The 24774-nt window shown below is 65.0% G+C and carries 19 protein-coding genes and 1 pseudogene; 11 read left to right on the forward strand and 9 right to left on the reverse strand.

Annotated elements, in window-relative coordinates; all coding sequences use genetic code 11:
* Positions 1 to 143 (reverse strand): annotated as a pseudogene (gene livG / locus RAD10_RS21715) (high-affinity branched-chain amino acid ABC transporter ATP-binding protein LivG); the annotation flags it as partial.
* 66 nt (positions 144 to 209) lie between these two features.
* Positions 210 to 1076 carry an IclR family transcriptional regulator gene (locus RAD10_RS21720; RefSeq protein WP_028142130.1) on the reverse strand — a complete coding sequence of 289 codons (867 nt, stop codon included), beginning with the start codon at positions 1074 to 1076 and terminating at the stop codon, positions 210 to 212.
* A 131-nt stretch (positions 1077 to 1207) separates the two neighbouring features.
* Here RAD10_RS21720 and RAD10_RS21725 point away from each other — a divergent pair, with 131 nt between their 5' ends.
* The 8 genes from RAD10_RS21725 (at position 1208) to RAD10_RS21760 (ending at position 12367) form a co-directional block, all read left to right on the forward strand.
* Complete coding sequence (locus RAD10_RS21725) at positions 1208 to 3304, forward strand: 3-hydroxyacyl-CoA dehydrogenase NAD-binding domain-containing protein (RefSeq protein ID WP_461619195.1); 2097 nt, start codon at positions 1208 to 1210, stop codon at positions 3302 to 3304.
* Positions 3305 to 3524: 220 nt separating this feature from the next.
* Entirely contained in the window at positions 3525 to 5204 is a 1680-nt protein-coding gene (gene pimA, locus RAD10_RS21730) for a dicarboxylate--CoA ligase PimA (protein ID WP_461619196.1), read from the forward strand.
* Positions 5201 to 6388 carry an acetyl-CoA C-acyltransferase gene (locus RAD10_RS21735; protein ID WP_461619197.1) on the forward strand — a complete coding sequence of 396 codons (1188 nt, stop codon included), beginning with the start codon at positions 5201 to 5203 and terminating at the stop codon, positions 6386 to 6388. The genes pimA and RAD10_RS21735 overlap by 4 nt, the downstream gene beginning before the upstream one ends.
* A 16-nt stretch (positions 6389 to 6404) precedes the next feature.
* Positions 6405 to 7595 (forward strand): pimeloyl-CoA dehydrogenase large subunit, encoded by a 1191-nt coding sequence (gene pimC, locus RAD10_RS21740; RefSeq protein ID WP_018318818.1) that lies wholly within the window; start codon positions 6405 to 6407, stop codon positions 7593 to 7595.
* A 163-nt stretch (positions 7596 to 7758) separates the two neighbouring features.
* The gene (gene pimD / locus RAD10_RS21745) at positions 7759 to 8901 is read left to right on the forward strand and encodes a pimeloyl-CoA dehydrogenase small subunit (protein WP_461619198.1); all 1143 of its coding nucleotides are present in this window, start codon (positions 7759 to 7761) and stop codon (positions 8899 to 8901) included.
* Positions 8902 to 9052: 151 nt separating this feature from the next.
* Positions 9053 to 9826 carry an SDR family NAD(P)-dependent oxidoreductase gene (locus RAD10_RS21750; RefSeq protein ID WP_461619199.1) on the forward strand — a complete coding sequence of 258 codons (774 nt, stop codon included), beginning with the start codon at positions 9053 to 9055 and terminating at the stop codon, positions 9824 to 9826.
* A gap of 274 nt (positions 9827 to 10100) precedes the next feature.
* Positions 10101 to 11606: a glycerol kinase GlpK gene (gene glpK, locus RAD10_RS21755; protein ID WP_104462086.1), complete on the forward strand. Its 1506-nt coding sequence runs from the start codon at positions 10101 to 10103 to the stop codon at positions 11604 to 11606.
* A gap of 167 nt (positions 11607 to 11773) precedes the next feature.
* Complete coding sequence (locus RAD10_RS21760; protein WP_461619200.1) at positions 11774 to 12367, forward strand: GNAT family N-acetyltransferase; 594 nt, start codon at positions 11774 to 11776, stop codon at positions 12365 to 12367.
* Between the two features lie 188 nt (positions 12368 to 12555).
* Here RAD10_RS21760 and RAD10_RS21765 read toward each other — a convergent pair whose 3' ends face one another.
* The gene (locus RAD10_RS21765; RefSeq protein WP_461619201.1) at positions 12556 to 12693 is read right to left on the reverse strand and encodes a hypothetical protein; all 138 of its coding nucleotides are present in this window, start codon (positions 12691 to 12693) and stop codon (positions 12556 to 12558) included.
* Between the two features lie 5 nt (positions 12694 to 12698).
* On the opposite strand from RAD10_RS21765, the gene RAD10_RS21770 reads away from it, so the two are divergent.
* A complete protein-coding gene (locus tag RAD10_RS21770) occupies positions 12699 to 13328 on the forward strand; it encodes a glutathione S-transferase family protein (protein ID WP_461619202.1) in 630 nt (209 codons plus the stop codon).
* A gap of 16 nt (positions 13329 to 13344) precedes the next feature.
* Here RAD10_RS21770 and RAD10_RS21775 read toward each other — a convergent pair whose 3' ends face one another.
* The 4 genes from RAD10_RS21775 to metF form a co-directional block, all read right to left on the reverse strand.
* Positions 13345 to 14349 carry a DUF3592 domain-containing protein gene (locus RAD10_RS21775; RefSeq protein WP_461619203.1) on the reverse strand — a complete coding sequence of 335 codons (1005 nt, stop codon included), beginning with the start codon at positions 14347 to 14349 and terminating at the stop codon, positions 13345 to 13347.
* 215 nt (positions 14350 to 14564) lie between these two features.
* On the reverse strand, positions 14565 to 15782 hold the full coding sequence (locus tag RAD10_RS21780; RefSeq protein ID WP_461619204.1) for a tetratricopeptide repeat protein: 1218 nt from the start codon (positions 15780 to 15782) through the stop codon (positions 14565 to 14567).
* Between the two features lie 56 nt (positions 15783 to 15838).
* A complete protein-coding gene (metH, locus tag RAD10_RS21785) occupies positions 15839 to 19684 on the reverse strand; it encodes a methionine synthase (RefSeq protein WP_461619205.1) in 3846 nt (1281 codons plus the stop codon).
* Between the two features lie 6 nt (positions 19685 to 19690).
* A complete protein-coding gene (gene metF, locus RAD10_RS21790) occupies positions 19691 to 20611 on the reverse strand; it encodes a methylenetetrahydrofolate reductase [NAD(P)H] (protein ID WP_461619206.1) in 921 nt (306 codons plus the stop codon).
* Between the two features lie 400 nt (positions 20612 to 21011).
* Here metF and RAD10_RS21795 point away from each other — a divergent pair, with 400 nt between their 5' ends.
* Positions 21012 to 22031: an LLM class flavin-dependent oxidoreductase gene (locus RAD10_RS21795; RefSeq protein WP_461619207.1), complete on the forward strand. Its 1020-nt coding sequence runs from the start codon at positions 21012 to 21014 to the stop codon at positions 22029 to 22031.
* Positions 22032 to 22158: 127 nt separating this feature from the next.
* On the opposite strand, the gene RAD10_RS21800 is transcribed toward RAD10_RS21795, so the two are convergent.
* Together RAD10_RS21800 and RAD10_RS21805 are read right to left on the reverse strand one after the other, a co-directional pair.
* On the reverse strand, positions 22159 to 23019 hold the full coding sequence (locus tag RAD10_RS21800; RefSeq protein WP_461619208.1) for a prephenate dehydratase: 861 nt from the start codon (positions 23017 to 23019) through the stop codon (positions 22159 to 22161).
* A 39-nt stretch (positions 23020 to 23058) separates the two neighbouring features.
* Positions 23059 to 23799 (reverse strand): 3-deoxy-manno-octulosonate cytidylyltransferase, encoded by a 741-nt coding sequence (locus RAD10_RS21805; protein ID WP_104462082.1) that lies wholly within the window; start codon positions 23797 to 23799, stop codon positions 23059 to 23061.
* A gap of 219 nt (positions 23800 to 24018) precedes the next feature.
* Here RAD10_RS21805 and RAD10_RS21810 point away from each other — a divergent pair, with 219 nt between their 5' ends.
* Complete coding sequence (locus RAD10_RS21810; protein ID WP_092254355.1) at positions 24019 to 24573, forward strand: c-type cytochrome; 555 nt, start codon at positions 24019 to 24021, stop codon at positions 24571 to 24573.
* Positions 24574 to 24774: the final 201 nt, after the last annotated feature.

Here is a 24774-nt window from a genome sequence, read left to right on the forward strand (position 1 = left end):
TTGGGGCCGATCAAGCCGAGGATCTGGCCCTTGTGCATGTCGAAGGACACGCCGTTGAGCGCGATGATGCCGCCGAACACGACGCTGACGTCGCGAACCGCGAGCAGGGGCGATGTCCCCTGCGCGAGCTGTGCCTGCGTCATCTCGTCTCGCTCACGTCATTCAGTGAGCGAAGGAGCGATGCGAACCGCTCCCGATGATGACAAAGGCTATCTGAATCCCTCGGCCACACGCGCAACTTTTCCTCCTGATTTCAGCTTTTTGCTGACGTCTTTTTTGGAATGCGGCATTAGACCCCCGAGCGCCGCTTCGATGTTCCTTACCATCGCTAAGAGACGCGGTCCAATGTCGTTGATCAAACGCTCTTCCGTGAAGCGGAATGCGGGCGCGCCGCAATTGAATGCGTAGGGACCGGTTCCGTCGTTGAGCCTGAGTGCGACGCCGGCGGCGCCGATGTCGTCGTGCCAGTCGCCGACGGAGATCGCAAAACCGTATTTCGCGACGGTTTCGCCGGAACGTTCCAGCCCGTCGCGCATCTTGGGCCAGCGGCTGCCGTAATGTTCGCGCAAGAGGCGCGACAGGTCTGCGCGGTCCGCGTCGTCGAGCGCCCAGAAATAGGCGCGGCCCATCGCGCTGGTTGCAATCGGCACGCGGGAGCCGACGTCAAGTTGAACCCCGACGGTCTCGCTGCCGCGGCTTTGCCCGAAATAGATCATGCTGTGACGGTCGCGGCCGCCGACGGCGACGGCGCCGCCGGTCGCGCGCATCACGTCCTCGCGGAACGGCTCGGACAAATGCCGAACGCCGAGATTGGCGAGCGCGGCGTAGCCGAGCGACATCGCCGCGGGTGTGAGCTGGTACTTCTCGAAGCGGGGAACCGGCGCAAGATAGCCCAGCTTGGTCAAGGTGTAGGTCAGCCGCGACACGGTCGGCTTCGGCAGGTTGGTGCGAGCCGCAATCTCCTGATTGCCGAGAAGGCCGTCATTGGGGTGGAATGCGCGCAATACGTCCAGTCCGCGGGAAAGCGCGACGACGAAATTCCGATCGGTCGCAGTCTTCTTTCCTGTACGCTTCATCCCTGATCTGCTTCTTGCGCGGAGTCGTTGACAAGCCACGTGCTTCAAAATAACCCTGCCGTCAAGATGCGGAATTAAATTCCGCACCGCGAAATCGAACAAAAGTAAATCCCCACCAAGGAGGGAACACCGTGAGCGAAGTGGTCAAGCTTGAGCGTCATGACGAAGTCGGGATCGTCACCGTCGACAGCCCCCCGGTCAACGCGCTGAGTGCCGCGGTCCGCGGTGGTATCCTGGAATGCATCAAGGCCGCCGTCGCCGATCCCGCCATCAAGGGCATCGTGCTGACCTGCGCCGGCCGCACCTTCATCGCGGGCGCCGACATCACCGAATTCGGCAAGCCGCCGAAGCCGCCCGCCCTCAACGACGTGCTGTCCGAGATCGAGAATTCGCCCAAGCCGGTGGTTGCAGCGATCCACGGCACCGCTCTCGGCGGCGGCCTCGAGGTCGCGCTCGCCTGCCATTTCCGCGTCGCGGTGAAAGAGGCCAGGCTCGGCCTGCCCGAGGTGAAGCTCGGACTTCTGCCGGGCGCCGGCGGCACCCAGCGCCTGCCGCGCGCGGTCGGTCCCGAGCTCGCTGTCAAGATGATCGTCGGCGGTGATCCCATTGGTGCTGCGGAAGCGCTCAAGAACGGCCTGATCGAGGAGATCATCGAGGGGCCGGCATCGGGCGGCGAGGCCTTCGTGCGCAAGCTGCTGGCCGAGAAGCGCCCGCTGCGGCTCCTGCGCGACGACGATTCCAAGATCGCGGCGGCCAAGGCCGACCGCTCGATCTTCACCAATGCAGTCGCCGCTATGACCAAGAAATCGCGCGGCCTGGAAGCGCCGTTCGCTGCCGCCGACGCCGTGGGCTACGCCATTGACCTACCTTTCGACGAAGGCCTGAAGAAGGAGCGCGAGGGTTTTCTGAAGCTCGTCGCCAGCGATCAGTCGAAGGCGCAGCGTTATGCGTTCTTCGCCGAGCGCGAGGCTGCCAAGATCGCGGGCGTTCCTGACGGCACCAAGTCGCGTCCCGTGAACCGGGTCGCCATTCTCGGCGCCGGCACCATGGGCGGGGGCATCGCGATGTCCTTTGCCAATGCCGGCGTTCCCGTCACCCTGATCGAGACCGGCGAGGAGCAGCTCAAGCGCGGCATGGGCATCATGCAGAAGAACTGGGAAGCGACCGCCGCGCGCGGCGGCATCCCGGCCGACGCGCCCGCCAAGCGCATGGCGCTGATCAACGGCGTCGTCGGCATCGAGAATGTCGGCGATGCTGACCTCGTCATCGAAGCCGTGTTCGAGACCATGGCGGTGAAGAAGGAAGTGTTCGGCAAGCTCGACCAGTACGTCAAGCCCGGCGCCGTGCTCGCCTCCAACACCTCGTATCTCAACATCGACGAGATCGCGAAGTCGACCAAGCGTCCGCAGGACGTGCTCGGCATGCACTTCTTCTCGCCGGCCAACGTCATGAAGCTGTGCGAGATCGTGCGCGCCGACAAGACCGCGCCGGATGCGCTGGTCACCGCGGTGAACATCGCGCGCAAGATCGCGAAGGTGCCGGCCGTGGTCGGCGTCTGCGACGGCTTTGTCGGCAACCGCATGCTGGCGCAGCGCGGTAAGCAGTCCGAGAAGCTGCTGTTCGAGGGCGCGTTGCCGCAGCAGGTCGACGCTGTCGTCACCAAGTTCGGCATGCCGATGGGACCGTTCGCGATGGGCGACCTCGCCGGCCTCGACATCGGCTGGCGCTCGCGGAAAGACCGCGGCATCAAGTCGGAGATCGCGGACGCGCTGTGCGAAGCCGGCCGCTTCGGCCAGAAGACCGGCAAGGGCTACTACAAGTACGAAGCCGGCAGCCGCTCGGCGCTGCCCGATCCGGAGGTCGAGAAGCTGATCGACGAGACGCTTGCCCGTCTCGGCCGCAAGAAGCGCGTCGTCAGCGATGACGAGATCCTCGAGCGCATGATGTATCCGATGATCAACGAGGGCGCGAAGATCCTCGAAGAGGGCATCGCCGCCCGTCCCTCCGACATCGACGTGGTCTGGCTCTATGGCTATGGCTGGCCGATCTACCGCGGCGGCCCGATGTTCTGGGCCGACAGCGTCGGCCTCAAGCACATCGCCGATCGCCTGGCCTTCTACGCCAAGGCGACCAACGACCCCAGCCTCGAGCCCGCGCCGCTGCTGAAGAAGCTCGCGGCCGAAGGCAAGACGTTCGCCTCGCTGGCGGCGGCGTCGAAGGCGGCGTGATCGGATTGGGTGCCGCTGCAATGTCGCGCTCCGGACAAAGCTCTCTCCGTTCCCTCCCCCCTTGTGGGGGAGGGGCAGGGAGGGGGGTGGCCCCGGGCGAGGTCAGTGTTTGTGGCTACCCCCGTCCCCAACCCTTCCCCACAAGGGGGAAGGGAGCCCGTCCGCCGGTGCCCACCTCACACGACCCGGCGACTACCGTTTTGCAGAGTATCGATCGCCAATGACCCATCCCGGCGAACAGTTTTATCCCGAGGGCGTGCGTTGGGACGACCCCATCGCTCAGGGCTCGCTGCCTGACCTGCTGTCGAAAGCTGCCGCCGATTACGGCCCGCGCACCGCTCTGGAATTTCGAGATCGCCCGATCACATACACGGAGCTCGCAGCTCAGGCCGAGCGCGCGGCGGCGGCGTTTCTGCGCGCCGGCTGCAAGGGCTCCTCCATCGCGCTGTTCCTCGGCAACACGCCCGACCATCCCGTCAATTTCTTCGGCGCGCTGAAGGCAGGCAGCCGCCTCGCGCATCTCTCCCCGCTCGACGGCGAGATCGCGCTGACGCACAAGGTTTCCGATTCCGGCTCGCGCCTGCTCGTGACCTCCAATCTCGCCGCCCTGCTGCCGACCGCGCTGAAGTTCCTTGAAAAGGGACTGATCGACCGCCTCGTCGTCTGCGAGGACGATCATTGGGGCAAGATCGGCACGCCGCAGGCGGCGATCCCGGATGATCCCCGCATCGTCACGTTCAAGTCCTTCGTCGAGGGCGCGAGCGCGCCGGCAGAGTGGCCGGTCGTGACTGCCGACGACGTCGCGCTGCTGCAATATACCGGCGGCACCACCGGCCTGCCCAAGGGCGCGATGCTGACGCACGGCAATCTCACCTCGGCGGTGTCGATCTACGACGTCTGGGGCAAGCCATCGCGCGCCGCGCGGGGCGAGACGATCGAGCACGTGATCTGCGTGCTGCCGCTGTTCCACATCTACGCGCTGACCGTGGTGCTGTTGTCCTCGCTCAGCCGCGGCAATCTGATCTCGCTGCATCAGCGCTTCGACGTCGAAGCCGTCATGCGCGACATCGAGGTCAAGCGCGCGACTTATTTTCCGGGCGTACCGACGATGTGGATCGCGATCGCCGCGCTGCCCGATCTGGACAAGCGCGACTTCTCCTCGCTCGCCACCATCGGCTCCGGCGGCGCGCCGCTGCCGGTGGAGATCGCCAACTTCTTCGAGCGCAAGGTCGGCAAGAAGCTGCGCAGCGGCTGGGGCATGACCGAGACCTGCTCGCCCGGCACCGGCCATCCGCCCACCGGCCCCGACAAGCCCGGCTCGATCGGCCTGATGCTGCCCGGCATCGAGCTCGACGTGGTCGCGCTCGACGATCCCAAGCGCGTGCTTTCGCCGGGCGAAGTCGGCGAGATCCGCATCAAGGGTCCGAACGTCACCAGGGGCTATTGGAACAAACCGGAGGGATCCACGGACGCCTTCGTCGACGGCCGCTTCCTCACCGGGGACATCGGCTATGTCGACGGCGACGGCTATTTCTTCCTGGTCGACCGCAAGAAGGACATGATCATCTCCGGCGGCTTCAACGTCTATCCACAGATGATCGAGCAGGCGATCTACACCATTGCTGGCGTGCACGAGGTGATCGTGCTCGGCATTCCCGACCAGTACCGCGGCGAGGCCGCGAAGGCCTTCATCAAGCTGAAGCCGGAGGCAAAGCCGTTCTCGCTCGACGAGCTGCGCGCGCAACTCACTGGCAAGCTCGGCAAGCACGAATTGCCGGCCGAGGTCGAGTTCGTCGACGACCTGCCGCGTACGCCGGTCGGAAAATTGTCGCGCCACGAATTGCGCCAGCAGCAGAAACCGTCACAATCCACTAAAACCGCATCAGGAGCTCGTTCTTGACCGACGCCGTCATCGTTTCCACCGCCCGCACCCCGATCGGCAAGGCCTATCGCGGCGCGCTCAACGCCACCGAGGGCGCAACTCTGCTCGGCCACGCCATCGGCGAAGCCGTCGCGCGCGCCAAGGTCGATCCGAAGGAGATCGAGGACGTCGTGATGGGCGCGGCGCTGCAGCAGGGTTCGACTGGCGGCAACATCGCGCGCAAGGCGCTGCTGCGCGCCGGCCTGCCCGTCACCGTCGCCGGCACCACGATCGACCGGCAATGCGCCTCGGGCCTGCAGGCCATCGCCCTCGCCGCGCGCTCGGTGATTTTTGACGGCGTCGAGATCGCGGTCGGCGGCGGCGGCGAGTCGATCAGCCTCGTGCAGAACGACAAGATGAACGGCTTCCACGCCCAGGACCCCGCGCTGCTCAAGATCAAGGGCGAGGTCTACATGCCCATGATCGACACGGCGGAAGTCGTCGCCAAACGCTACGGCATCTCGCGCGAGAAGCAGGACGAATATTCGCTGGAGAGCCAGCGCCGCACGGCTGCGGCCCAACAGGGCGGCAAGTTCAAGGACGAGATCGCGCCGATCACGACGCAGATGGCAGTCACCGACAAGGCGACCGGCGCCGTGTCGATGAAGGACGTCACGCTGTCGCAGGACGAAGGTCCGCGCCCGGAAACGACGGCCGAAGGCCTCGCCGGCCTCAAGCCCGTGCGCGGCGAGGGCTTTTCGATCACCGCCGGCAATGCCAGCCAGCTCTCCGACGGCGCCAGCGCTTCCGTGATCATGAGCGACAAAGAAGCTTCCAAGCGCGGCCTCAAGCCGCTCGGCATCTTCCGCGGCTTCGTCTCGGCCGGCTGCGAGCCGGACGAGATGGGCATCGGTCCGGTCTTCGCCGTGCCGCGCCTGCTCAAGCGCCACGGCCTCACCGTCGACGACATCGGTCTCTGGGAGCTGAACGAAGCCTTCGCGGTGCAGGTGCTGTATTGCCGCGACAAGCTCGGCATCGACCCCGACAAGATCAACGTCGATGGCGGCGCGATCGCGGTCGGCCATCCCTACGGCATGTCCGGCGCGCGCCTCACCGGCCACGCTTTGATCGAGGGCCGCCGCCGCAAGGCGAAGTACGCGGTGGTCACCATGTGCGTCGGCGGCGGCATGGGCGCGGCCGGCTTGTTCGAGATTTTGCAGTAATTCACAGGAGGATCCGATGGATCTCGCATTCACGAAAGAAGAGCAGGCGTTTCGCGAGGAAGTGCGGCAGTTCTTCCGCGACAACGTGCCGCCGGATACGCGGCGCAAGATGGTCGAGGGGCGTCACCTCAGCAAGGACGAGATGGTGACGTGGTGGCGCATTCTCAACAAGAAGGGCTGGGGCGTCAGCCATTGGCCCAAGCAATATGGCGGCACCGGCTGGACCAGCGTGCAGCACTACATTTTCAACGAGGAGCTGCAGTCCTATCCGGCGCCGCAGCCACTCGCCTTCGGCGTCAGCATGGTCGGCCCTGTCATCTACACCTTCGGCAACGAGGAGCAGAAGAAGCAGTACCTGCCGCGCATCGCCAATGTCGATGACTGGTGGTGCCAGGGCTTCTCCGAGCCCGGCTCCGGCTCCGACCTTGCCTCGCTCAAGACCAAGGCTGAGCGCAAGGGCGACAAGTGGATCATCAACGGCCAGAAGACCTGGACCACGCTGGCCCAGCACGCCGACATGATCTTCTGCCTGTGCCGCACCGATCCCGGCGCCAAGAAGCAGATGGGCATCTCCTTCATCGTGTTCTCGATGAAGTCGAAAGGCGTCACGGTGCGTCCGATCCAGACCATCGATGGCGGCGTCGAGGTCAACGAAGTCTTCTTCGACGACGTCGAGGTGCCCTACGAGAATTTGATCGGCGAGGAGAACAAGGGCTGGGATTACGCAAAATTCCTGCTCGGCAATGAGCGCACCGGCATCGCCCGGGTCGGCGTCTCCAAGGAGCGGCTGCGCCGCATCCGCGATCTCGCCGGCAAGGTGGAATCCGGCGGCAAGCCGATCATCCAGGACGCCGCGTTCCGCGAGAAGCTGGCAGCCTGCGAGATCGAGCTGAAGGCGCTGGAACTCACCCAGCTCCGCGTCGTCGCCGACGAAGGCAAGCACGGCAAGGGCAAGCCCAATCCGGCTTCCTCGGTGCTCAAGATCAAGGGCTCCGAGATCCAGCAGACCACCACCGAGCTGCTGATGGAAGTGATCGGCCCGTTCGCCGCGCCCTACGACGTGCATGGCGACGACGGCTCGAACGAAGCCATGGACTGGACCGCCCAGATCGCGCCGAGCTACTTCAACAACCGCAAGGTCTCGATCTACGGCGGCTCCAACGAGATCCAGCGCAACATCATCGCCAAGGCGGTGCTGGGGCTGTGAATCAACAATGACGGTGTCGTCCCCCGCGAAGGCGGGGGACCCAGTACGCCGCGGCGGTCGTGAGGACGGCAGGCGGCTGCGTTTACTGGATCCCCGCCTTCGCGGGGATGACGTTTGAGGATGAGGCGACGGCAGGGCAATCCCCGCCGATTTGGAGAGAAACATGGATTTTGATCTGAACGAGGAGCAGCGGCTTCTCAAGGAAAGCATCGACGGCCTGCTGACCGATTCCTACGATTTCGAGCAGCGCAAGAAGTACATGAAGGAGAAGGGCGGCTGGAGCAAAACGGTCTGGCTCAAGCTCGCCGAGCAGGGCCTGCTCGGCCTGCCGTTCAGCGAGGCCGATGGCGGCTTCGGCGGCGGCGGCGTCGAGACCATGATCGTGATGGAAGCGCTCGGCAAGGCGCTGGTGCTCGAGCCGTATCTGGCAACGGTCGTGATCGGCGGCGGCTTCCTGCGCCATGCCGGCACCGACGCGCAGAAGGCCGCGCACGTGCCCGGCATCATCGACGGCAGCAAGACGCTGGCCTTTGCCCAGCTCGAGAAGAACTCGCGCTACGATCTCTTCGACGTCTCGACCACCGCGAAGAAGAAGGGCGACGGCTGGGTCATCGACGGCGAAAAATTCGTCGTGCTCAACGGCGAGAATGCCGACACCTTGATCGTCACCGCGCGTACTAAGGGCGAGCGCCGCGACAAGGCGGGCATCGGCGTGTTCCTGGTGCCGGCGAACGCCAAGGGCGTGACCAAAAAGTCATACCCGACCCAGGACGGCCTGCACGCCGCCGACATTACCCTCACGGGCGTCGAGGTTGGCCCCGACGCGGTGCTCGGCAACCCCGAGGATTCCCTGGCGTTGATCGAGCGCGTGGTCGACGAGGCCCGCATTGCGCTCTGCGCCGAAGCGGTCGGGCTGATGGACGAGTCGCTCAAGACCACGGTCGAATACATCAAAACGCGAAAACAGTTCGGCGTCGCGATCGGCTCGTTCCAATCGCTGCAGCATCGCGCCTCCGACATGTTCGTCGCGGCCGAGCAGGCCCGCTCGATGTCGATGTTCGCGACCATGGCTGGTGATTTCGAGAACGCCAAGGAGCGCTCCAACGCCATCGCCGCGGCCAAGGTGCAGATCGGCAAGTCGCTGAAATTCGTCGGACAGCAGGCGATCCAGCTGCACGGCGGCATCGGCATGACCATGGAGGCGAAGATCGGCCACTACTTCAAGCGCCTCACCATGATCGAGAACTCGTTCGGCGACACCGACTACCACCAGCGCCGCGTCGCGGATGGTGGCGGGTTGATCTGAGGCCAAGCAACGACTGTCATCCCCCGCGAAAGCGGGGGATCCAGTACGCCGCGGCTTCTCGATTCAAGCCGCGCCGCCTCTGGAATACTGGATCGCCCGATCAAGTCGGGCGATGACACCGAGTAAATGGCGTCAGCGGAGCCCAACAACAATGAAAAACACCCCGTTCGATCTCACCGGCAAGGTCGCCGTGGTCACCGGTTCCAGCCGCGGCATCGGCCGCTCCTCCGCCGAGCTGCTCGCAAAGTTGGGCGCCAAGGTCGTGGTCTCCTCGCGCAAGGCGGACGCCTGCAAGGAGGTCGTCGACGGCATCATCGCTTCCGGCGGCGATGCCACCGTCATTCCCTGCAACATCGCGCGCAAGGCCGAGGTCGAGGCGCTGATCGCGGGCGCCACGAAGCATTACGGCAAGATCGACATCCTCGTCTGCAACGCCGCGGTGAATCCCTATTACGGCCCGCTGCTCGATATCACCGATGAGGCTTTCGACAAGATCATGGGCTCGAACGTCAAGAGCAACATCTGGCTCTCCGCGCTCGCGATCCCGCAAATGGCCGAGCGCGGAGGCGGCTCCGTCGTCATCATCTCCTCGATCGGCGGCCTGCGCGGCTCCACCGTGATCGGCGCCTACGGCATCTCGAAGGCCGCCGACTTCGCGCTGTGCCGCTCGCTCGCCGGCGAGTGGGGCCCGAAAGGCGTCCGCGTCAACTGCATCGCGCCCGGCCTCGTCAAGACCGATTTCGCCCGCGCGCTGTGGGAAGACGAAGCCATGCTGAAGCGCCGCACCGCCACCACGCCGCTGCGCCGCATCGGCGAACCCGACGAGATCGCCGGCGCGGTCGCCTATCTCGCTTCCGATGCTTCGAGCTTCATGACCGGACAGACCATCGTCATCGACGGCGGCGTGACCACGGCGGCGGTGTAAGGTCGCACTCCCGTCTCTCCACTGGTCGTCCCGGACAAGCGTAAGCGCAGATCCGGGACCCACCACAGGGAGTGGTTTGGCGAGGACTCGGAGTTGGCAGCTCGCCCCATAATCACTCCCTGGGGTTATGGGTCCCCGCGTTCGCGGGAACGACGACTGAGCTTGGGCTGGGCCCCGCATCCAACCTTGACCTTCCCGCCCTAATCCGCTCCCTTTGGTGCGACACAATCACTCCCTCCAGGGAAACGCCAAGCTAAACGCCAGGGTAAGCGCCATGTCTTTCGTCCTCGCCATCGACCAGGGCACCACCTCCTCGCGCGCGATCGTGTTTCGCGGCGATATATCCATCGCGGCGAAGGCGCAGCAGGAGTTTCCGCAGCATTTTCCGGCCTCGGGCTGGGTCGAGCACGAGCCTGAGGACATCTGGACCTCGACGGTGATGGTCTGCCGCGAGGCGATCGAGCAGGCCGGCATCACCGCGAAGGACATCGCGGCGATCGGCATCACCAATCAACGCGAGACCACCGTGGTGTGGGACCGCGCCACCGGCCAGGCCGTGCACCGCGCCATCGTCTGGCAGGACCGCCGCACAGCCGACATCTGCGCCAAACTCAAGGCCGACGGCCGCGAGCCCGTGATCTCGCAGAAGACCGGCCTGATCATCGACCCCTATTTCTCCGGCACCAAGGTCGCATGGATCCTCGACCACGTCCCCGGCGCGCGGGCGCGCGCCGCGCGCGGCGAGCTGATGTTCGGCACCGTCGACTGCTATCTGCTCTGGCGTCTCACCGGCGGCAAGGTGCACGCCACCGACGCCACCAACGCCTCGCGCACGCTGCTGTTCAACATCCATACCGGACAGTGGGACGACGAACTCTTGGAGATCATCGGCGTGCCGCGCTCGATGCTGCCCGAGGTGAAGGATTCCTCCGCCCGCTTCGGCGAAAGCACGCCCGATCTGTTCGGCGGCGCGATTGCCATCTCAGGCATCGCCGGCGACCAGCAGGCCGCCACCATCGGCCAGGCCTGCTTCCGTCCAGGCATGATGAAGTCCACCTACGGCACCGGCTGCTTTGCCTTGCTCAACACCGGCACCACGCCGGTCGCGTCGAAGAACAAGCTGCTCACCACTGTCGCCTACCAGCTCGATGGCAAACGCACTTACGCGCTCGAAGGCTCGATCTTCGTCGCCGGCTCAGCGGTGCAATGGCTGCGCGACGGCCTCGGCATCATCAAGCACGCCGCCGAGACCGGCCCGCTCGCGGATCAGTCCGACTCCATGCAGAGCGTCTATCTGGTCCCGGCTTTCGTCGGCATGGGCGCGCCCTATTGGAATCCCCGCGTGCGCGGCGCGCTGTTCGGCCTCACCCGCAACACCGGCCCCGCCGAACTCGCCCACGCCGCACTCGAAAGCGTCTGCTACCAGACTTTTGACCTCTGGGCCGCGATGCGCGCCGACTGGCCAAGCTCGGAAACCGCCAGCGTCGTGCTCCGCGTCGACGGCGGCATGACCGCATCGGACTGGACCATGCAGCGCCTCGCGGATTTGCTGGACGCGCCGGTCGATCGCCCCGTGATCCAGGAAACCACGGCCCTCGGCGCCGCCTATCTCGCCGGCCTCCAGGCCGGCGTCTATCCCGAGCCCACCAAATTCGCCGACAACTGGCGCCTCGAACACCGCTTCAAGCCCAACATGAGCCAGGCAACGCGTGAGCGGAAGCTCGCGGGCTGGGCGAGGGCGGTGAAGGGCGTGCTGGCGAGCGACGAGGGGGAGGGGTAGTTTTGGTCGTCCCGGCGAAAGCCGGGACCCATACTCCGCAGCAGATGTTGCGAACGGGACTCGTCGTTCCAACGTCGCCAAACAATCCAAATTCGTGGTTATGGGTCCCGGCCTCCGCCGGGACGACAAAGAATATGTAGCTCGCGCTCGGCTCCACAGGAACCGCAATGACCCTCCCCGACGGCTATTCCGACGTGCCCGCCGGCAAGATCGCCGCCGTCGTCACCCATCTCGAAATGACCGGACCTCCCGCACGCCGTGACGATCCGCCAGGCGCGTGGTCCCTGCGCAAGATCGACACCCCCGCACTTCACTGGTATCGCGATCTCTACCGCCGCGTCGGCGAAGAGTGGCTGTGGTTCTCGCGAGCCCGCATGACGGACGCCGCGCTCGCCGCAATCATCCATGCGCCGGGGATTGAAGTCTACGCACTGCTCGTGGACGGTCGCGACGAGGGCCTGCTTGAGCTGGATTTCCGTCAAACCGGCGAGTGCGAGGTGGTCTATTTCGGCGTCACCGCCGGCTTGATCGGCACGGGTGCCGCCCGCTTCCTGATGAACCGTGCACTGGAGATTGCGTGGTCGCGGGACCTCCGCCGCGCCTGGGTGCATACCTGCACGTTCGATCATCCCTCAGCCGTCGCGTTCTATCAGCGTTCCGGATTTCGTCCGTTCTGGCGCCAAATCGAAATCGCCGACGATCCACGCTTGGACGGCACGGCGCCGCGTACGGCGGCGAGGCATGTGCCGATCATCGAATAGCACGCGGCTGCCTCCACACCGTCATTGCGAGCGCAGCGAAGCAATCCAGGCTGTCTCCGCGGAAATATTCTGGATTGCTTCGCTGCGCTCGCAATGACGGTGTGGGCGCCGCCGTCGCTCTTCCAATCGGCGCATCAACGCGCAGCGGCATCCCCACTTGCTCCGACCGGCAGGTGAATCCCCCCGCGCTACCACACTTCGCCATAGGCGAGCACCGGCAGCGAGGCGCCAAACGCAATGCTCTCCTTCAAAGATATTTGTTGCAGGTGGCGCGCAATGACGATGAACTGGACGGCCCTGCCGGGACCTTCGACTGAGAGGCGCAAGACCCATGTTCCTGATCGGCCAATATGATTCCCCCTTCGTCCGCCGCGTCGCGATTGCGCTGCGGCTTTACGGGCTCGCTTTCGAGCACCGGCCGTGGTCGACCTTCGGCGACGCCGACAAGATCGCGCCGTACAATCCGCTGCGGCGCGTGCCGACCCTGGTGCTCGACGACGACGAGGCGCTGATCGAGAGCACGATCATTTTGGATTATCTCGACGAACTTGTCGGGCCGGAGAAGGCGATGCTGCCGCGCACCGGCGCCGAACGGCGGAAGCATCTGCGCATCTGCGCGCTCGCTTCCGGTCTCGGCGACAAGGCGGTGAGCCTGCTCTATGAACGCGTGCTGCGGAAGGAGCAGCTCGCGCTGTGGGTCGAGCGTTGCCAGGCGCAGATTGGCGACGTGCTGAAGGTGCTGGAGGCCGAGCGCGCCAAGGTGACGACGCCATACTGGCTGGGTGAGCGCATCGGTCACGCGGACATCGCGGTGACCTGCGTCGTCTGCTTCACTCGCGAGGCGCATCCGCAACTGTTCGACGCGTCGCGTTACCCGACGCTGGCTGCGCACGCCGAGCGCTGCGAGGCGCTCGCGCCGTTCCAGGAGATCGTGCAGCCGCTGGCGCCGCCGAAGGGGTGAGCCGCATCAAGCGCCTCTATGCGAACCCGATTTTGATCAGGATCGTCAGGAAAAGGCCTCCGACGACCGCGCAGACCGCGGCACCGATCAGCGGCCCCAGCGCGCCTTCCCGGCTCGCAGGCTCCAGCACCGCATGTCCCGGCTGTTCCGGATCGTAGTAGACTTTGACGTTCTGCCCGGGACGATATTTCGCCGGGGCCTTTTCGGCGACCTCGCGCAGCCCGGAGATCATGGTGCCGCCCCAATCGACTTCGGTGCCGACGAAGTCGCGCTTGCCGACCCTGTAGGCGTAGCGGAGGTCGACTTGATAGCGGTGTTGGAGCTTGCTGGATCGTGACTTGTCGTCGTCGTTCTTCTCCTCGATGATTTCCTCGATCACGTCGCAATGGGTGACCCTGCCGGCCGCCGTCGGCCAGTGCAGGCTGGCGCTCGCCAGCCGGCGCGTCCGGACATACGCTGCGAGGCAGAACACGCCGCCCACGAGCACGATGATCGGCAGCGCGAACGCGAACAGCGGAACGCCGTTGCTGGTGTAGAGCACGTGCCCCGCCAGCGAATGCGCGATGAGCGTGGCGGCAATGACGCCGAACACGATGGTGAACGCCACCAGCGCCGCGAGGTTCTGCGCGGCAGCAGGTTCGAGCAGCGCCTCGGTTGGTTGCTTCGGATCGACATGGACGTCGACATGCGCGCCGACCGGATATCGTCCGATCAGTTTTGCGGCAAGGACCCGCGTCGTGATGACCTGGCCGCCGACAAAGACCTTGTCGCTTTCCAGCTCCTGGCCGCCGGCCTGATAGCGATAGCGGATGACGGGCTTGGCGTCGTTCTGATCGTCCGAGGCGTGCGTCGCCGGCTGATCGACCGTGGAGACCGTGATGACGCCCTCCACCTTGTCCCAGCTCCGCGCGGCCTGCATCCGGCCCCGCATGCGGACCAGATTGAACAGCGTCAATCCAAACAGAAGCACGGCGACGCCGGCGGCAATCTGCGTCCACATCAATTGTTGGGCGTCCAGCATCCGATTCCCCCGCGCCTCGGCCGTGATCGCCATTGGTCGCGGCGAGCGCGCGTTGCGTTCACGGCACTGTCGCCGTTGCGGGAGATCGTGCAGCCGCAGGCCTGCGAAGGCGTGATTCCCGGGGCGTCATTCCGGAACGAAGCGCGCGGACCCGGAATTCCGAGGTTGCGGCGCGAAATTCCTGGTTCGCGCTTTGGCCGGAATGACGGGGGCGACTATTTCCTCCGCGTCACGCCGTTCGCCCGCAGATATTCGTCCAGTTCAAACCCCAGATCCTCAGCACGATCGAAATACGCCTCCGCGGCATCCGGGTCCTTCGCCATCCCTTCGCCGCGCGTGGCCATCACGCCGAGCGCTGCGGCGGCGCGGCCGATGCCGAGATCGGCGGCGCGTTTGTACCAGTGGACGGACTCGCCGAGATCCTTCTCGATGCCAGGCAATTGCCCGGTGGCATAGAGTGCGCCGAGATTGGCGCAGGCGCGCGGCTGGTCGCGTTGTCCGGCCTGCTTCAGGTAGAACACTGCCTTGTTGCGCTCGCCGATGCCTTGCATCGCATAGACGAACAGCTCGAAATAGGCATCGGCGTTGCCGCGCTTCGCCGCTTCGAGATGCAATGCAAGACTTCTGGCCACGTCCTTCGGTTGCCCGCGACCGTTGTAGGCCATCAGCCCCAGGAGGTAGCGCACCGCGCCATCGGGGTCGTCGCCGGCAAGCGCTTTCTGGGCGTAAGCATAGGCGTCGTCATATTTCCTGAACGTCCAATAGAGATTGTACGCCGTGAGATAGGCGCCGTAATCCGAGCCGAGTTCGGCCGCGCGTTTGTAGGCAGCGATCGCAGCGTCGCGATCGCGCGGCACGCCCCAGCCGTTCCAGAGGCAGCGGCCATAGTCGACCCAAGCGTTGGCGTGCCCGCCGAGCGCGACCTCATGCAGCGCTCTTGCAAGCGTGTCGCGACTCTCGACCGGCGCCTGGCTTGCCTCGATCGCCTTGAACAGGGCTACCGCGGCCAAATAGAGCTGGTCATCGCGCGACGGCGAGCGGGGTTGGGCAAGGAGCTGTGTGACGGTTTGCATGGTTCCGCTGGCATCATTTGACTTGGACGGTTGCTGCGCAACCTCGGCCGCCGCCGCCTCGAGCGGGGCAGCATGATGCGAAACAAAGACCCCGCTCAGCATCACTAGGCAGATGGTCAGGATTTCCAGACGATTACGAATGCCATTCTCCCGCGCGCCGATCGGCTCGAAGTGCTGCCCTGGGTCCCGGCTCTGCGGAGCGGCACTTCGTTCCGCCTCGCGTCCGGGACACGAGATCGAAGCACGCGGCATCGAGTGCGGAATCCACGCGGCAGGCGATGATGGAATATTACCAGTGCTTTGCCCGACGGAACAAGCCGCTTCGGCAAGACCGAAATTGCTCAGGGTTTTCAACCCCATCGCTACTGTGCATGGGGTTGTTTTTCAGATTTTTGGTTTTGCAGCTAGAGCGGCGCCTATCCCGCCCCAGCGCGCTTCTTCTGCCAGACCAGGTGCACCGCGCAGGTGCAGCCGGGCGGGTGCGAGGCGAGATCCGCTAAGGTCTCGTCGTTCGCCGCCGTTGCCGCGAAGGCCTTGTCCTCTCGCGACGGGATGTAGTTCAGCACCGGCGCGAGCCAGCGCTCGGCCTCGGCCACCGTCATGCCCTTGCGCGCGGCGTAGTCTTCGACCTGGTCGCGCTCGATCTTGCCGACGCCGAAATAATAGCTCTCGGGGCTGGCGAAATAGAGCCCGGACACGCTGGAGCCCGGCCACATCGCAAAGCTCTCGGTCAGCTTCACGCCGCAGGTCGCTTCCGCATCGAGCAACTCGAACAGCGTCGCCTTCTCGGTGTGATCGGGCTGCGCGGGATAGCCCGGCGCGGGGCGGATGCCCTGATACTTCTCCAGGATCAGATCGTCGTTGGAGAGCGTCTCGTCCGGCGCGTAAGCCCAGAACTCGCGGCGCACGCGCGCATGCATGCGTTCGGCGAAGGCTTCGGCGAGGCGGTCGGCCAGCGCCTTGCACAGGATCGAGGAGTAGTCGTCATTGGCCATCTTGAAGCGGTCGGCGACCGCATCCTCGCCGATGCCGGCCGTGACGACGAAGCCGCCGACATAATCGGGCACGCCCGTGGGCGCGACGAAGTCGGCGAGCGCCGCGTTGAAGCGGCCTTCGCGCTTCTCGAGCTGCTGACGCAGCGTGTGCAGCGTCGCGATCTTCTTCGTGCGGCTCTCGTCGGCATAGAGCGCGATGTCGTCGCCTTCGGCATTCGCTGGCCAGAAGCCTATCGTCGCGCGCGCCCGGAACCATTTTTCCTTGACGATGGTGTCGAGCATCTTGCGCGCGTCGTCGTGGAGCGAGCGCGCGACTTCGCCGACCTTGGCATCGTCGAGAATGGCGGGGAAGCGGCCGGCGAGCTCCCAGGTCTGGAAGAACGGCGTCCAGTCGATGCAGTCGACCAGCTCGGCGAGGTCGTAGTCGTCAAAGCTGCGGATGCCGAGGAAGGTCGGCTTTACCGGCTTGCTTTTGGCAAAGTCGACCGGCACGCGGTTGGCGCGCGCTGCGGCGAGCTTCAGGCGCTTCTTGTCGGCCTGCGCGCGCAGATGTGCGTCCGAGATTTTTGCATATTCGGCACGCACCTCGGCGGCATAGGCTTCGCGCTTCTCGGGCGAGAGCAGCGAGGACGCAACGCCGACGGCGCGGCTGGCGTCGTTGACATGCACGACGGGGCCGGCGCGATAGCTCGGGTCGATCTTGACTGCGGTGTGCACGCGGCTCGTGGTGGCGCCGCCGATCAAGAGCGGCAGCTTGAGGCCCTCGCGCTGCAATTCACCGGCGAAGAATGCCATCTCGTCGAGCGAGGGCGTGATCAGGCCGGAGAGGCCGACGATGTCGGCCTTCTCCGCCTTCACGGTCTCCACGATCTTGGCGGCAGGCACCATCACGCCGAGGTCGATCACCTCGTAATTGTTGCACTGGAGCACGATGCCGACGATGTTCTTGCCGATGTCGTGGACGTCGCCCTTCACGGTCGCGAGCACGATCTTGCCGGCGGAGGAGGAGCCTTCCGTGCCGATGCCATTGGCGAGGTTGCGCGCCTTCTCTTCTTCCATGAACGGCATCAGCCAGGCTACCGCCTGCTTCATCACGCGGGCGGACTTCACCACCTGCGGCAAAAACATCTTGCCGTCGCCGAAGAGATCGCCGACGACGTTCATGCCGGCCATCAGCGGGCCCTCGATCACGTCGAGCGGACGCGAGGAAGCCTTGCGGGCTTCCTCGGTGTCCTGCTCGATGAACTCGGTGATGCCATGCACAAGCGAATACGACAGCCGCTTCGCCACCGGCCATTCGCGCCAGGCGAGATCGGCTTCCTTGGTCTGGGTCTTGTTGCCGCGGAATTTCTCCGCAAGCGCCAGCAGCCGTTCGGACGCGCCGGGATCGCGGTTGAGCACGACGTCCTCGCACACCTGGCGCAGCTCAGGATCGATGTCGTCATAGACGATCATCTGCCCGGCATTGACGATGCCCATGTCCATGCCCGCCTTGATGGCGTGATACAGGAACACCGAGTGCATCGCCTCGCGCACCGGCTCGTTGCCGCGGAACGAGAACGACAGATTGGAGACGCCGCCCGAGATGTGCGCGCCAGGCAGGTTCTGCCGGATCCAGCGCGTCGCCTCGATGAAATCGACGCCGTAATTGTTGTGCTCCTCGATGCCGGTCGCGATCGCGAAGATGTTCGGATCGAAGATGATGTCCTCAGGCGGGAAGCCGACCTTGTTCACCAGGATGTCGTAGGCGCGCTTGCATATCTCGGTCTTGCGCGCGAACGTGTCGGCCTGGCCGACCTCGTCGAACGCCATCACGACGACAGCCGCGCCATGACGGCGGGCGATCTTGGCCTCGTGAATGAACTTCTCCTCGCCTTCCTTCATCGAGATCGAGTTGACGACCGGCTTGCCCTGCACGCATTTCAGGCCGGCTTCGATCACCGAGAATTTCGAGGAATCGACCATCACGGGGACGCGGGCGATGTCGGGCTCGGCGGCGACGAGGTTGAGGAAGGTCACCATCGCAGCTTCGGAGTCGAGCAGGCCCTCGTCCATATTGACGTCGATGATCTGCGCGCCGTTCTCGACCTGGTCGCGCGCGACTTGCAGCGCCGCCGTGTAGTCGCCGGCCGTGATCAGCTTGCGGAAGCGGGCCGAGCCGGTGACGTTGGTGCGCTCGCCGACGTTCACGAACGGGATCGCGTCGGTCAGGATGAAGGGCTCGAGGCCGGACAGCCGCAGGCGCGATGCGATCTCCGGCACGATGCGCGGCTTGTGCGGGGCGACGGCGGCGGCGATCGCCGCGATGTGGTCCGGCGTGGTGCCGCAGCAGCCGCCGACGATGTTGACGAGGCCATCCCGCGCGAACTCGCCGACGAGGCGCGCCATGTACTCGGGCGTCTCGTCATACTGGCCGAATTCGTTGGGCAGGCCGGCGTTCGGGTAAGCACACACGAGCGTGTCGGCGACACGGCCGATATCGGCGATATGCGCGCGCAAATCTTCCGCGCCGAGCGCGCAGTTGAAGCCGATGGTGACGGGTTTAGCGTGCCGCACCGAATGCCAGAACGCTTCCGGCATCTGGCCGGACAGCAGGCGGCCGGACTTATCGGTGATGGTGCCCGACACCATCACGGGCATGTCGATGCCGCGTTCTTCGGTGATCTCGGCGATCGCATAGAGCGCCGCCTTGGCGTTCAGCGTATCGAAGATGGTCTCGACCAGCAGCAGGTCGACGCCGCCGTCGAGCATGCCACGGATCTGCTCGCCATAGGATTTGCGCAGATCGTCGAAGGTGACGGCGCGGTAGCCGGGATTGGAGACGTCGGGAGAGATCGAGGCGGTGCGGTTGGTCGGGCCGATGGCGCCCGCGACGAAGCGCGGCTTGCCGTCCTCGGCCTCGACGCGCCGTGCGGCGTTGCCGGCGAGGCGGGCGCCTTCGCGCGCCATCTCGTAGACGATGTCGGTGAGGTCGTAATCGGCCTGCGCGATCGACGTCGTGGAGAAGGTGTTGGTGGCGACGATGTCGGCGCCGGCGCGCAAATACGCCGCGTGAATGTCCTCGATCGCCCGCGGCTGGGTCAGGATCAACAAATCGTTGTTGCCGCGCAGGTCGCGATGGAAGTCCTTGAAGCGCTCGCCGCGGAAGGCTTTCTCGTCGAATTGCAGGTTCTGGATCATCGTGCCCATGGCGCCGTCGAGCACGAGGATGCGCTCGCGCGCGGCGTTGAGCAGGGCAGTTCGCTTCGGAGAGGTGGGTACGGTCATGTTGTCTTAAGCCGCCTTCTGCGCGCTCTTGGCGCGGATGCCGAGCAAATGGCTGATCGCGAACACGAGATCGGCGCGGTTCATTGTGTAGAAATGGAAAGTGTCGACGCCGTGCTTGGCGAGCTTCTGCACCTGGCCGGCCGCGACGGTCGCGGCCACCAGCTTGCGGGTCTCGGCGTCGTCGTCGAGGCCTTCGAATTTCGCGGCGAACCAATCCGGCACGGTGGTGCCGGCGCGCGTCACGAAATTGCGGGCCTGCTTGAAATTGTGCATGGGCATGATGCCCGGCACGATCGGGATGTCGATGCCGCGCGCCCGCACGCGGTCGAGATAGCGGAAGTAGAGGTCGTTGTCGAAGAACACCTGGGTGATCGCGCGCGTCGCGCCGGCATCGACCTTGGCCTGCAGCGTGTCGATATCATCATCGAAGTCGCGCGCTTCGGGATGCTTCTCGGGATAGGCGGACACGGACACTTCGATGTCGGCATGCCGCTTCTTGATCCCCGCGACGAGCTCGGCCGAGCTCTGATAGCCGTTGGGATGGCTGGCATAGGGCGTGCCGATGCCGCCGGCGGGATCGCCGCGCAGGCCCACGATATGGCGGACGCCGACCTCGTGATAGCGGTCGACGATCTCGTCGATCTCGCCGCGCGAGGCGCCGACGCAGGTCAGATGCGCCGCCGGCAGCAGCGCGGTCTCTTTCAGGATGCGGGCGATGGTCGAATGGGTGCGCTCGCGGGTCGAGCCGCCGGCGCCGTAGGTCACCGAGACGAATTTCGGATCGAGCGGGGCGAGCCGGTTGATGGTCTCCCAGAGATTGCGCTCCATATCTTCCGTCTTGGGCGGAAAGAACTCGAAGGAGATCGCAGGCCGCTTCAGGTGCCCGTCTTGCCCGTCGGCTCGGGCAGGAATCGTCAGATCGGTCATGGCACCACTCGCTCCAGATGTGCCGCCAGATCCTGGCGGCCGACGGTCAGGTCTAGCTTGGGAGAGCCTATGATAGGACAAAGGTAGTTTGATCGACAGCCCATCAATGATGGGAAATGGCCCACTTATGCCAACAATGGACTGAATTATTGAATGTCTATTGGTCTGAATGGGATGTCGATATCTTCATAATAATCCAATTATTTCAATAGTTTGTGCAAAGTTCTGATGGCTGTCTGAGGCGGACGACGTAGGTGGGCAGAGTGGAATCAATGTCATTCGGGTTGCCTTTGGCCCACCCCCTCGCTTTGGTCGAGTGCGCCGGATCGCGGCCTGCACACGTCAGATCTGCGCAGCCGCCCCATTGTCGCCGCGCGGCCCTCCACTAGGTTAGCGCGCCATGATCCCGCTCTCAGTCCTCGACCTCTCCGTCGTCACATCAGGCACCAGGCCTGCCGCGGCGCTGCGCAACAGCATCGACCTGGCGCGCCATGTCGATGGCCTCGGCTATGTCCGCTACTGGCTCGCCGAGCATCACAACCTCGCCTCGGTCGCGAGCCCTGCGCCCGACGTCATGATCGGGCAGATCGCGGCGGTGACGAAGCATATCCGCGTCGGCTCCGGCGGGGTGATGCTGCCCAATCACGCGCCGCTGGTGGTGGCCGAGCGCTTCAAGATGCTGGAGGCGCTGTTTCCCGGCCGCATCGACCTCGGCCTTGGCCGGGCGCCCGGCACCGACGGCGCCACGGCCTATGCGCTACGCAGCCGGCTCGACCGCCGCGAGGGCGACGATTTCCTGGAGCGGCTACACGAACTGATTCTGTGGGAGACCCGCGAATTTCCCGCAGGGCATCCCTACCACAACGTCGTTGCCATGCCCGACGACACCAAACTGCCGCCGATCTGGCTGCTCGGCTCCAGCGATTATTCCTCGGAATTGGCCGCACAGGTCGGCATGGGCTTCGCCTTCGCGCATCATTTCGCGTCCCACGACGCGGTCGACGCGATGGTGCATTATCGCAACCGCTTCCAGCCCTCGGCCTGGCGTGCGAGCCCCGACGCCATCCTCGCAGTCGCCGCCATCACCGCCGATACCGATGAGGAGGCCGAACGGCTTGCTAGCTCGTTCGACCTCAACCGGCTGCGCCGCGACCGCGGTCAATATCTGCCGCTGCCGAGCGTCGAGGAGGCACTGGCCTATCCTTATTCCGACTCCGAGCGCACCTCGATCCTCCGCAATCGCTCCCGCCTGTTCGTCGGCAATCCCGCCACGGTGCAGAAGAAGCTGCAGCCGCTGATCGACGCGAGCAAGCCTGATGAGCTGATGGTCATCACGGCGGTGTACGATCACGAGGCGCGGAAGAAGTCGTATTCGCTGCTCGCGGAGGCGTTCGGGCTGGCGAAGCCGGCGGCCGCATAGGAGCTGCCGTGCCCCGGACGCAGCGCAACGCCCTTCAGCGGTGCGCTGCTGAGCCGGGGCCCATCGCAGCGCCGGGTCGCTTCGCCCCTGGGTCCCGGCTCGCGCTTCGCGCGTCCGGGACACGAGATCAATCCTGCTGCGTCTCGCTGAACGTCGCGCGGAAGGGGTGGCCGGGATACACGCCGACGATGCGGAATTCGCGCGAGAAGAATTTCAGCTCCTCGATCGCGAAAGCGAGACCCTTGTCTTCAGGGTGGCCGTCGACGTCGGCGTAGAACTGCGTGGCGAAGAAATTGCCGTCGACCATGTAGCTTTCGAGCTTGGTCATGTTGACGCCGTTGGTGGCAAAGCCGCCGAGCGCCTTGTAGAGCGCGGCCGGCAAATTGCGCACCCGGAACACAAAAGTCGTGACCAGCGGGCCGGAGCCTTGGGTGGCCCATTTCGGCTCGCGCGCCAGCACCACGAAGCGGGTGGTGTTGTGCGCCTCGTCCTCGATGTCCTCCGCGAGGATGTCGAGGCCGTAGATCTTGGCGGCGAGGCGGGAGGCGATCGCGGCCACCGTCTTGTCCTTGCGCTCGGAGATGTCGCGAGCGCTGCCGGCGGTGTCGGCATGCACGATCGGCTTGACGCCGAGCTTGCGGATGATGCGCCGGCATTGGCCAAGCGCATGCACATGGCTCTCAACGCTCTTGATGTCGTCGAGCTTGGTGCCCTTCACCGCCATCAGCTGATGCCGGACCGGCAGAAACCATTCACCGATGATGAAGAGGCCGGACGCCGGCAAGAGGTGATGGATGTCGGCGACGCGGCCCGCGACCGAATTCTCGATCGGGATCATGCCGAGATCGGCCTCGCCCGAGGAGATCGCCGACAGCGCGTCCTCGAAGGTGGCGCAGGGCATCGGCTCGGCGTCGGGATAGGCCTCGACGATGGCGATGTGGGAATTGGCCCCGGGCTCGCCCTGGAATGCGATCTTCATCTTGCTCATATCTTAAAAGTGCTCCTGGGTCGGCCTTGTAACAGCGGCTCAGGATTTGGAAAGGATGCTGCGGGCGGTTTCCAGGTCCGCCGGCGTGTCGACCCCGCGGGGCACGGTGTCGACGATGGTGAAGTCGATGCGCATTCCGGCCTCGAGCGCCCGGAGCTGTTCGAGCTTCTCCTGCAATTCCAGCGGCGAGGGCGGCAGCGAAACGTAACGCTCCAGCGCGGCGCGGCGATAGGCGTAAAGGCCGATATGGTGGTAACGCGGTCCGTCGCCGGTCGGCGCGGTCGCGCGTGTGAAATAAAGTGCACGCATGCGCTTGCCGCCGAGTGAGGTTCCGATCGCCTTCACGACGCTCGGGGCGAGGTCCTCCTCCTCGGTGTGGATCTGCGAAGCCAGTGTCGCGATGTCCACGGCCGGGTCTTGCAGGGGCGGCAGCACCTCGCGGATGTTGCCGATCGTGATCGTCGGGAAATCGCCCTGCAGATTGACCACGATCTCCGCCTTGCCGTCGGGATCGAGCTTCTGCATGGCCTCGTGGATGCGGTCGGAGCCGGAGGGGTGTGTGGGGCTGGTCATCACGGCCTCGCCGCCATGGGCCGTCACGACCGAAGCGATCTCGGGCGTATCGGTCGCGACCGCGACCCGGCCTATTCCGGCGGCCTCCGCGCGGCGCATCACGTGCACGATCATCGGCAATCCCGCGATATCGGCGAGTGGCTTGCCGGGCAGGCGGGTGGCGGCCATGCGGGCCGGGATCAGCACCAGGATGCGAGGATCGATCATCGGGTCAAGAGCCTGGAAACGGGGCGTTTTCCGCGCCGAGAAATGGGGTGGGGACGGGCCGAAAGCCGGGTCGCTTATACGGGTTGCCAGACCCCGGGCAAACCGATATCTCAATGGCAAAACTCGGGGAAACAATAGGGAACGTTTGATTCTCCCGAGGCTCGTCCTGGCGGCCGCCCGGCCGCTCGATCCTTCTTGCGGTGTGGGGCCTGGCCGGAAATGGACTCTTTCGAACTCAATAAAATCATGGGTGCCGTGCTTGGTACCTGTCTCTTTCTCTTGGTGACCAGCTTTACCGCCCAGGCTCTTTTCTCGCCCAAGATGCCGGAAAAGCCGGGCTTCGAGATCGCCGTGAAGGAAGACGCCGGCCACGGCAAGGAAGGCGGCGCTGCCGCCGCGGCCTCCGAGCCGATCGAAAAGTTGCTCCAGACCGCCTCCGTCGAAAAGGGCGCGGCGGCCGCCAAGAAGTGCGGTGCCTGCCACACTTTCGAGAAGGGTGGCCCGAATCGCGTCGGTCCGAACCTCTATGGCGTCGTCGGCGAGAAGAGGGGTGAGGGCCGCGGCGGCTTCAATTTCTCCGCTGCCATGAAGGGCAAGGGCGGTACCTGGACATTCGACGACCTCAACAAGTTCATCGCCAATCCGAAGGGCTTCATCCCGGGCACTGCGATGGGCTTCGCCGGTATTGCCAAGGATTCCGAGCGCGCCGACGTCATTGCCTATTTGAATTCGCTGTCAGAGCATCCTCAGCCGCTGCCGACCGCGTCGAAGTAAGGCCTCAAGAACCCGATCTTGGAATAAGCGGCCAGGCTGAAAAGCCTGGCCGTTTCCTTATCCGGCCTCGCGGTGACGTTATCGGGGCGTTTGGCCGCATCCGATGGGCCGTCCGGCCTTCCAAGATGAGGAAAAAGCAACATATTCGGTCGAAACCTCGCCTATATTGGGAACTTAAAGGAGTAGCCTCCTTCAAGACAG

It is taken from the genome of Bradyrhizobium sp. 23AC (assembly GCF_054863025.1).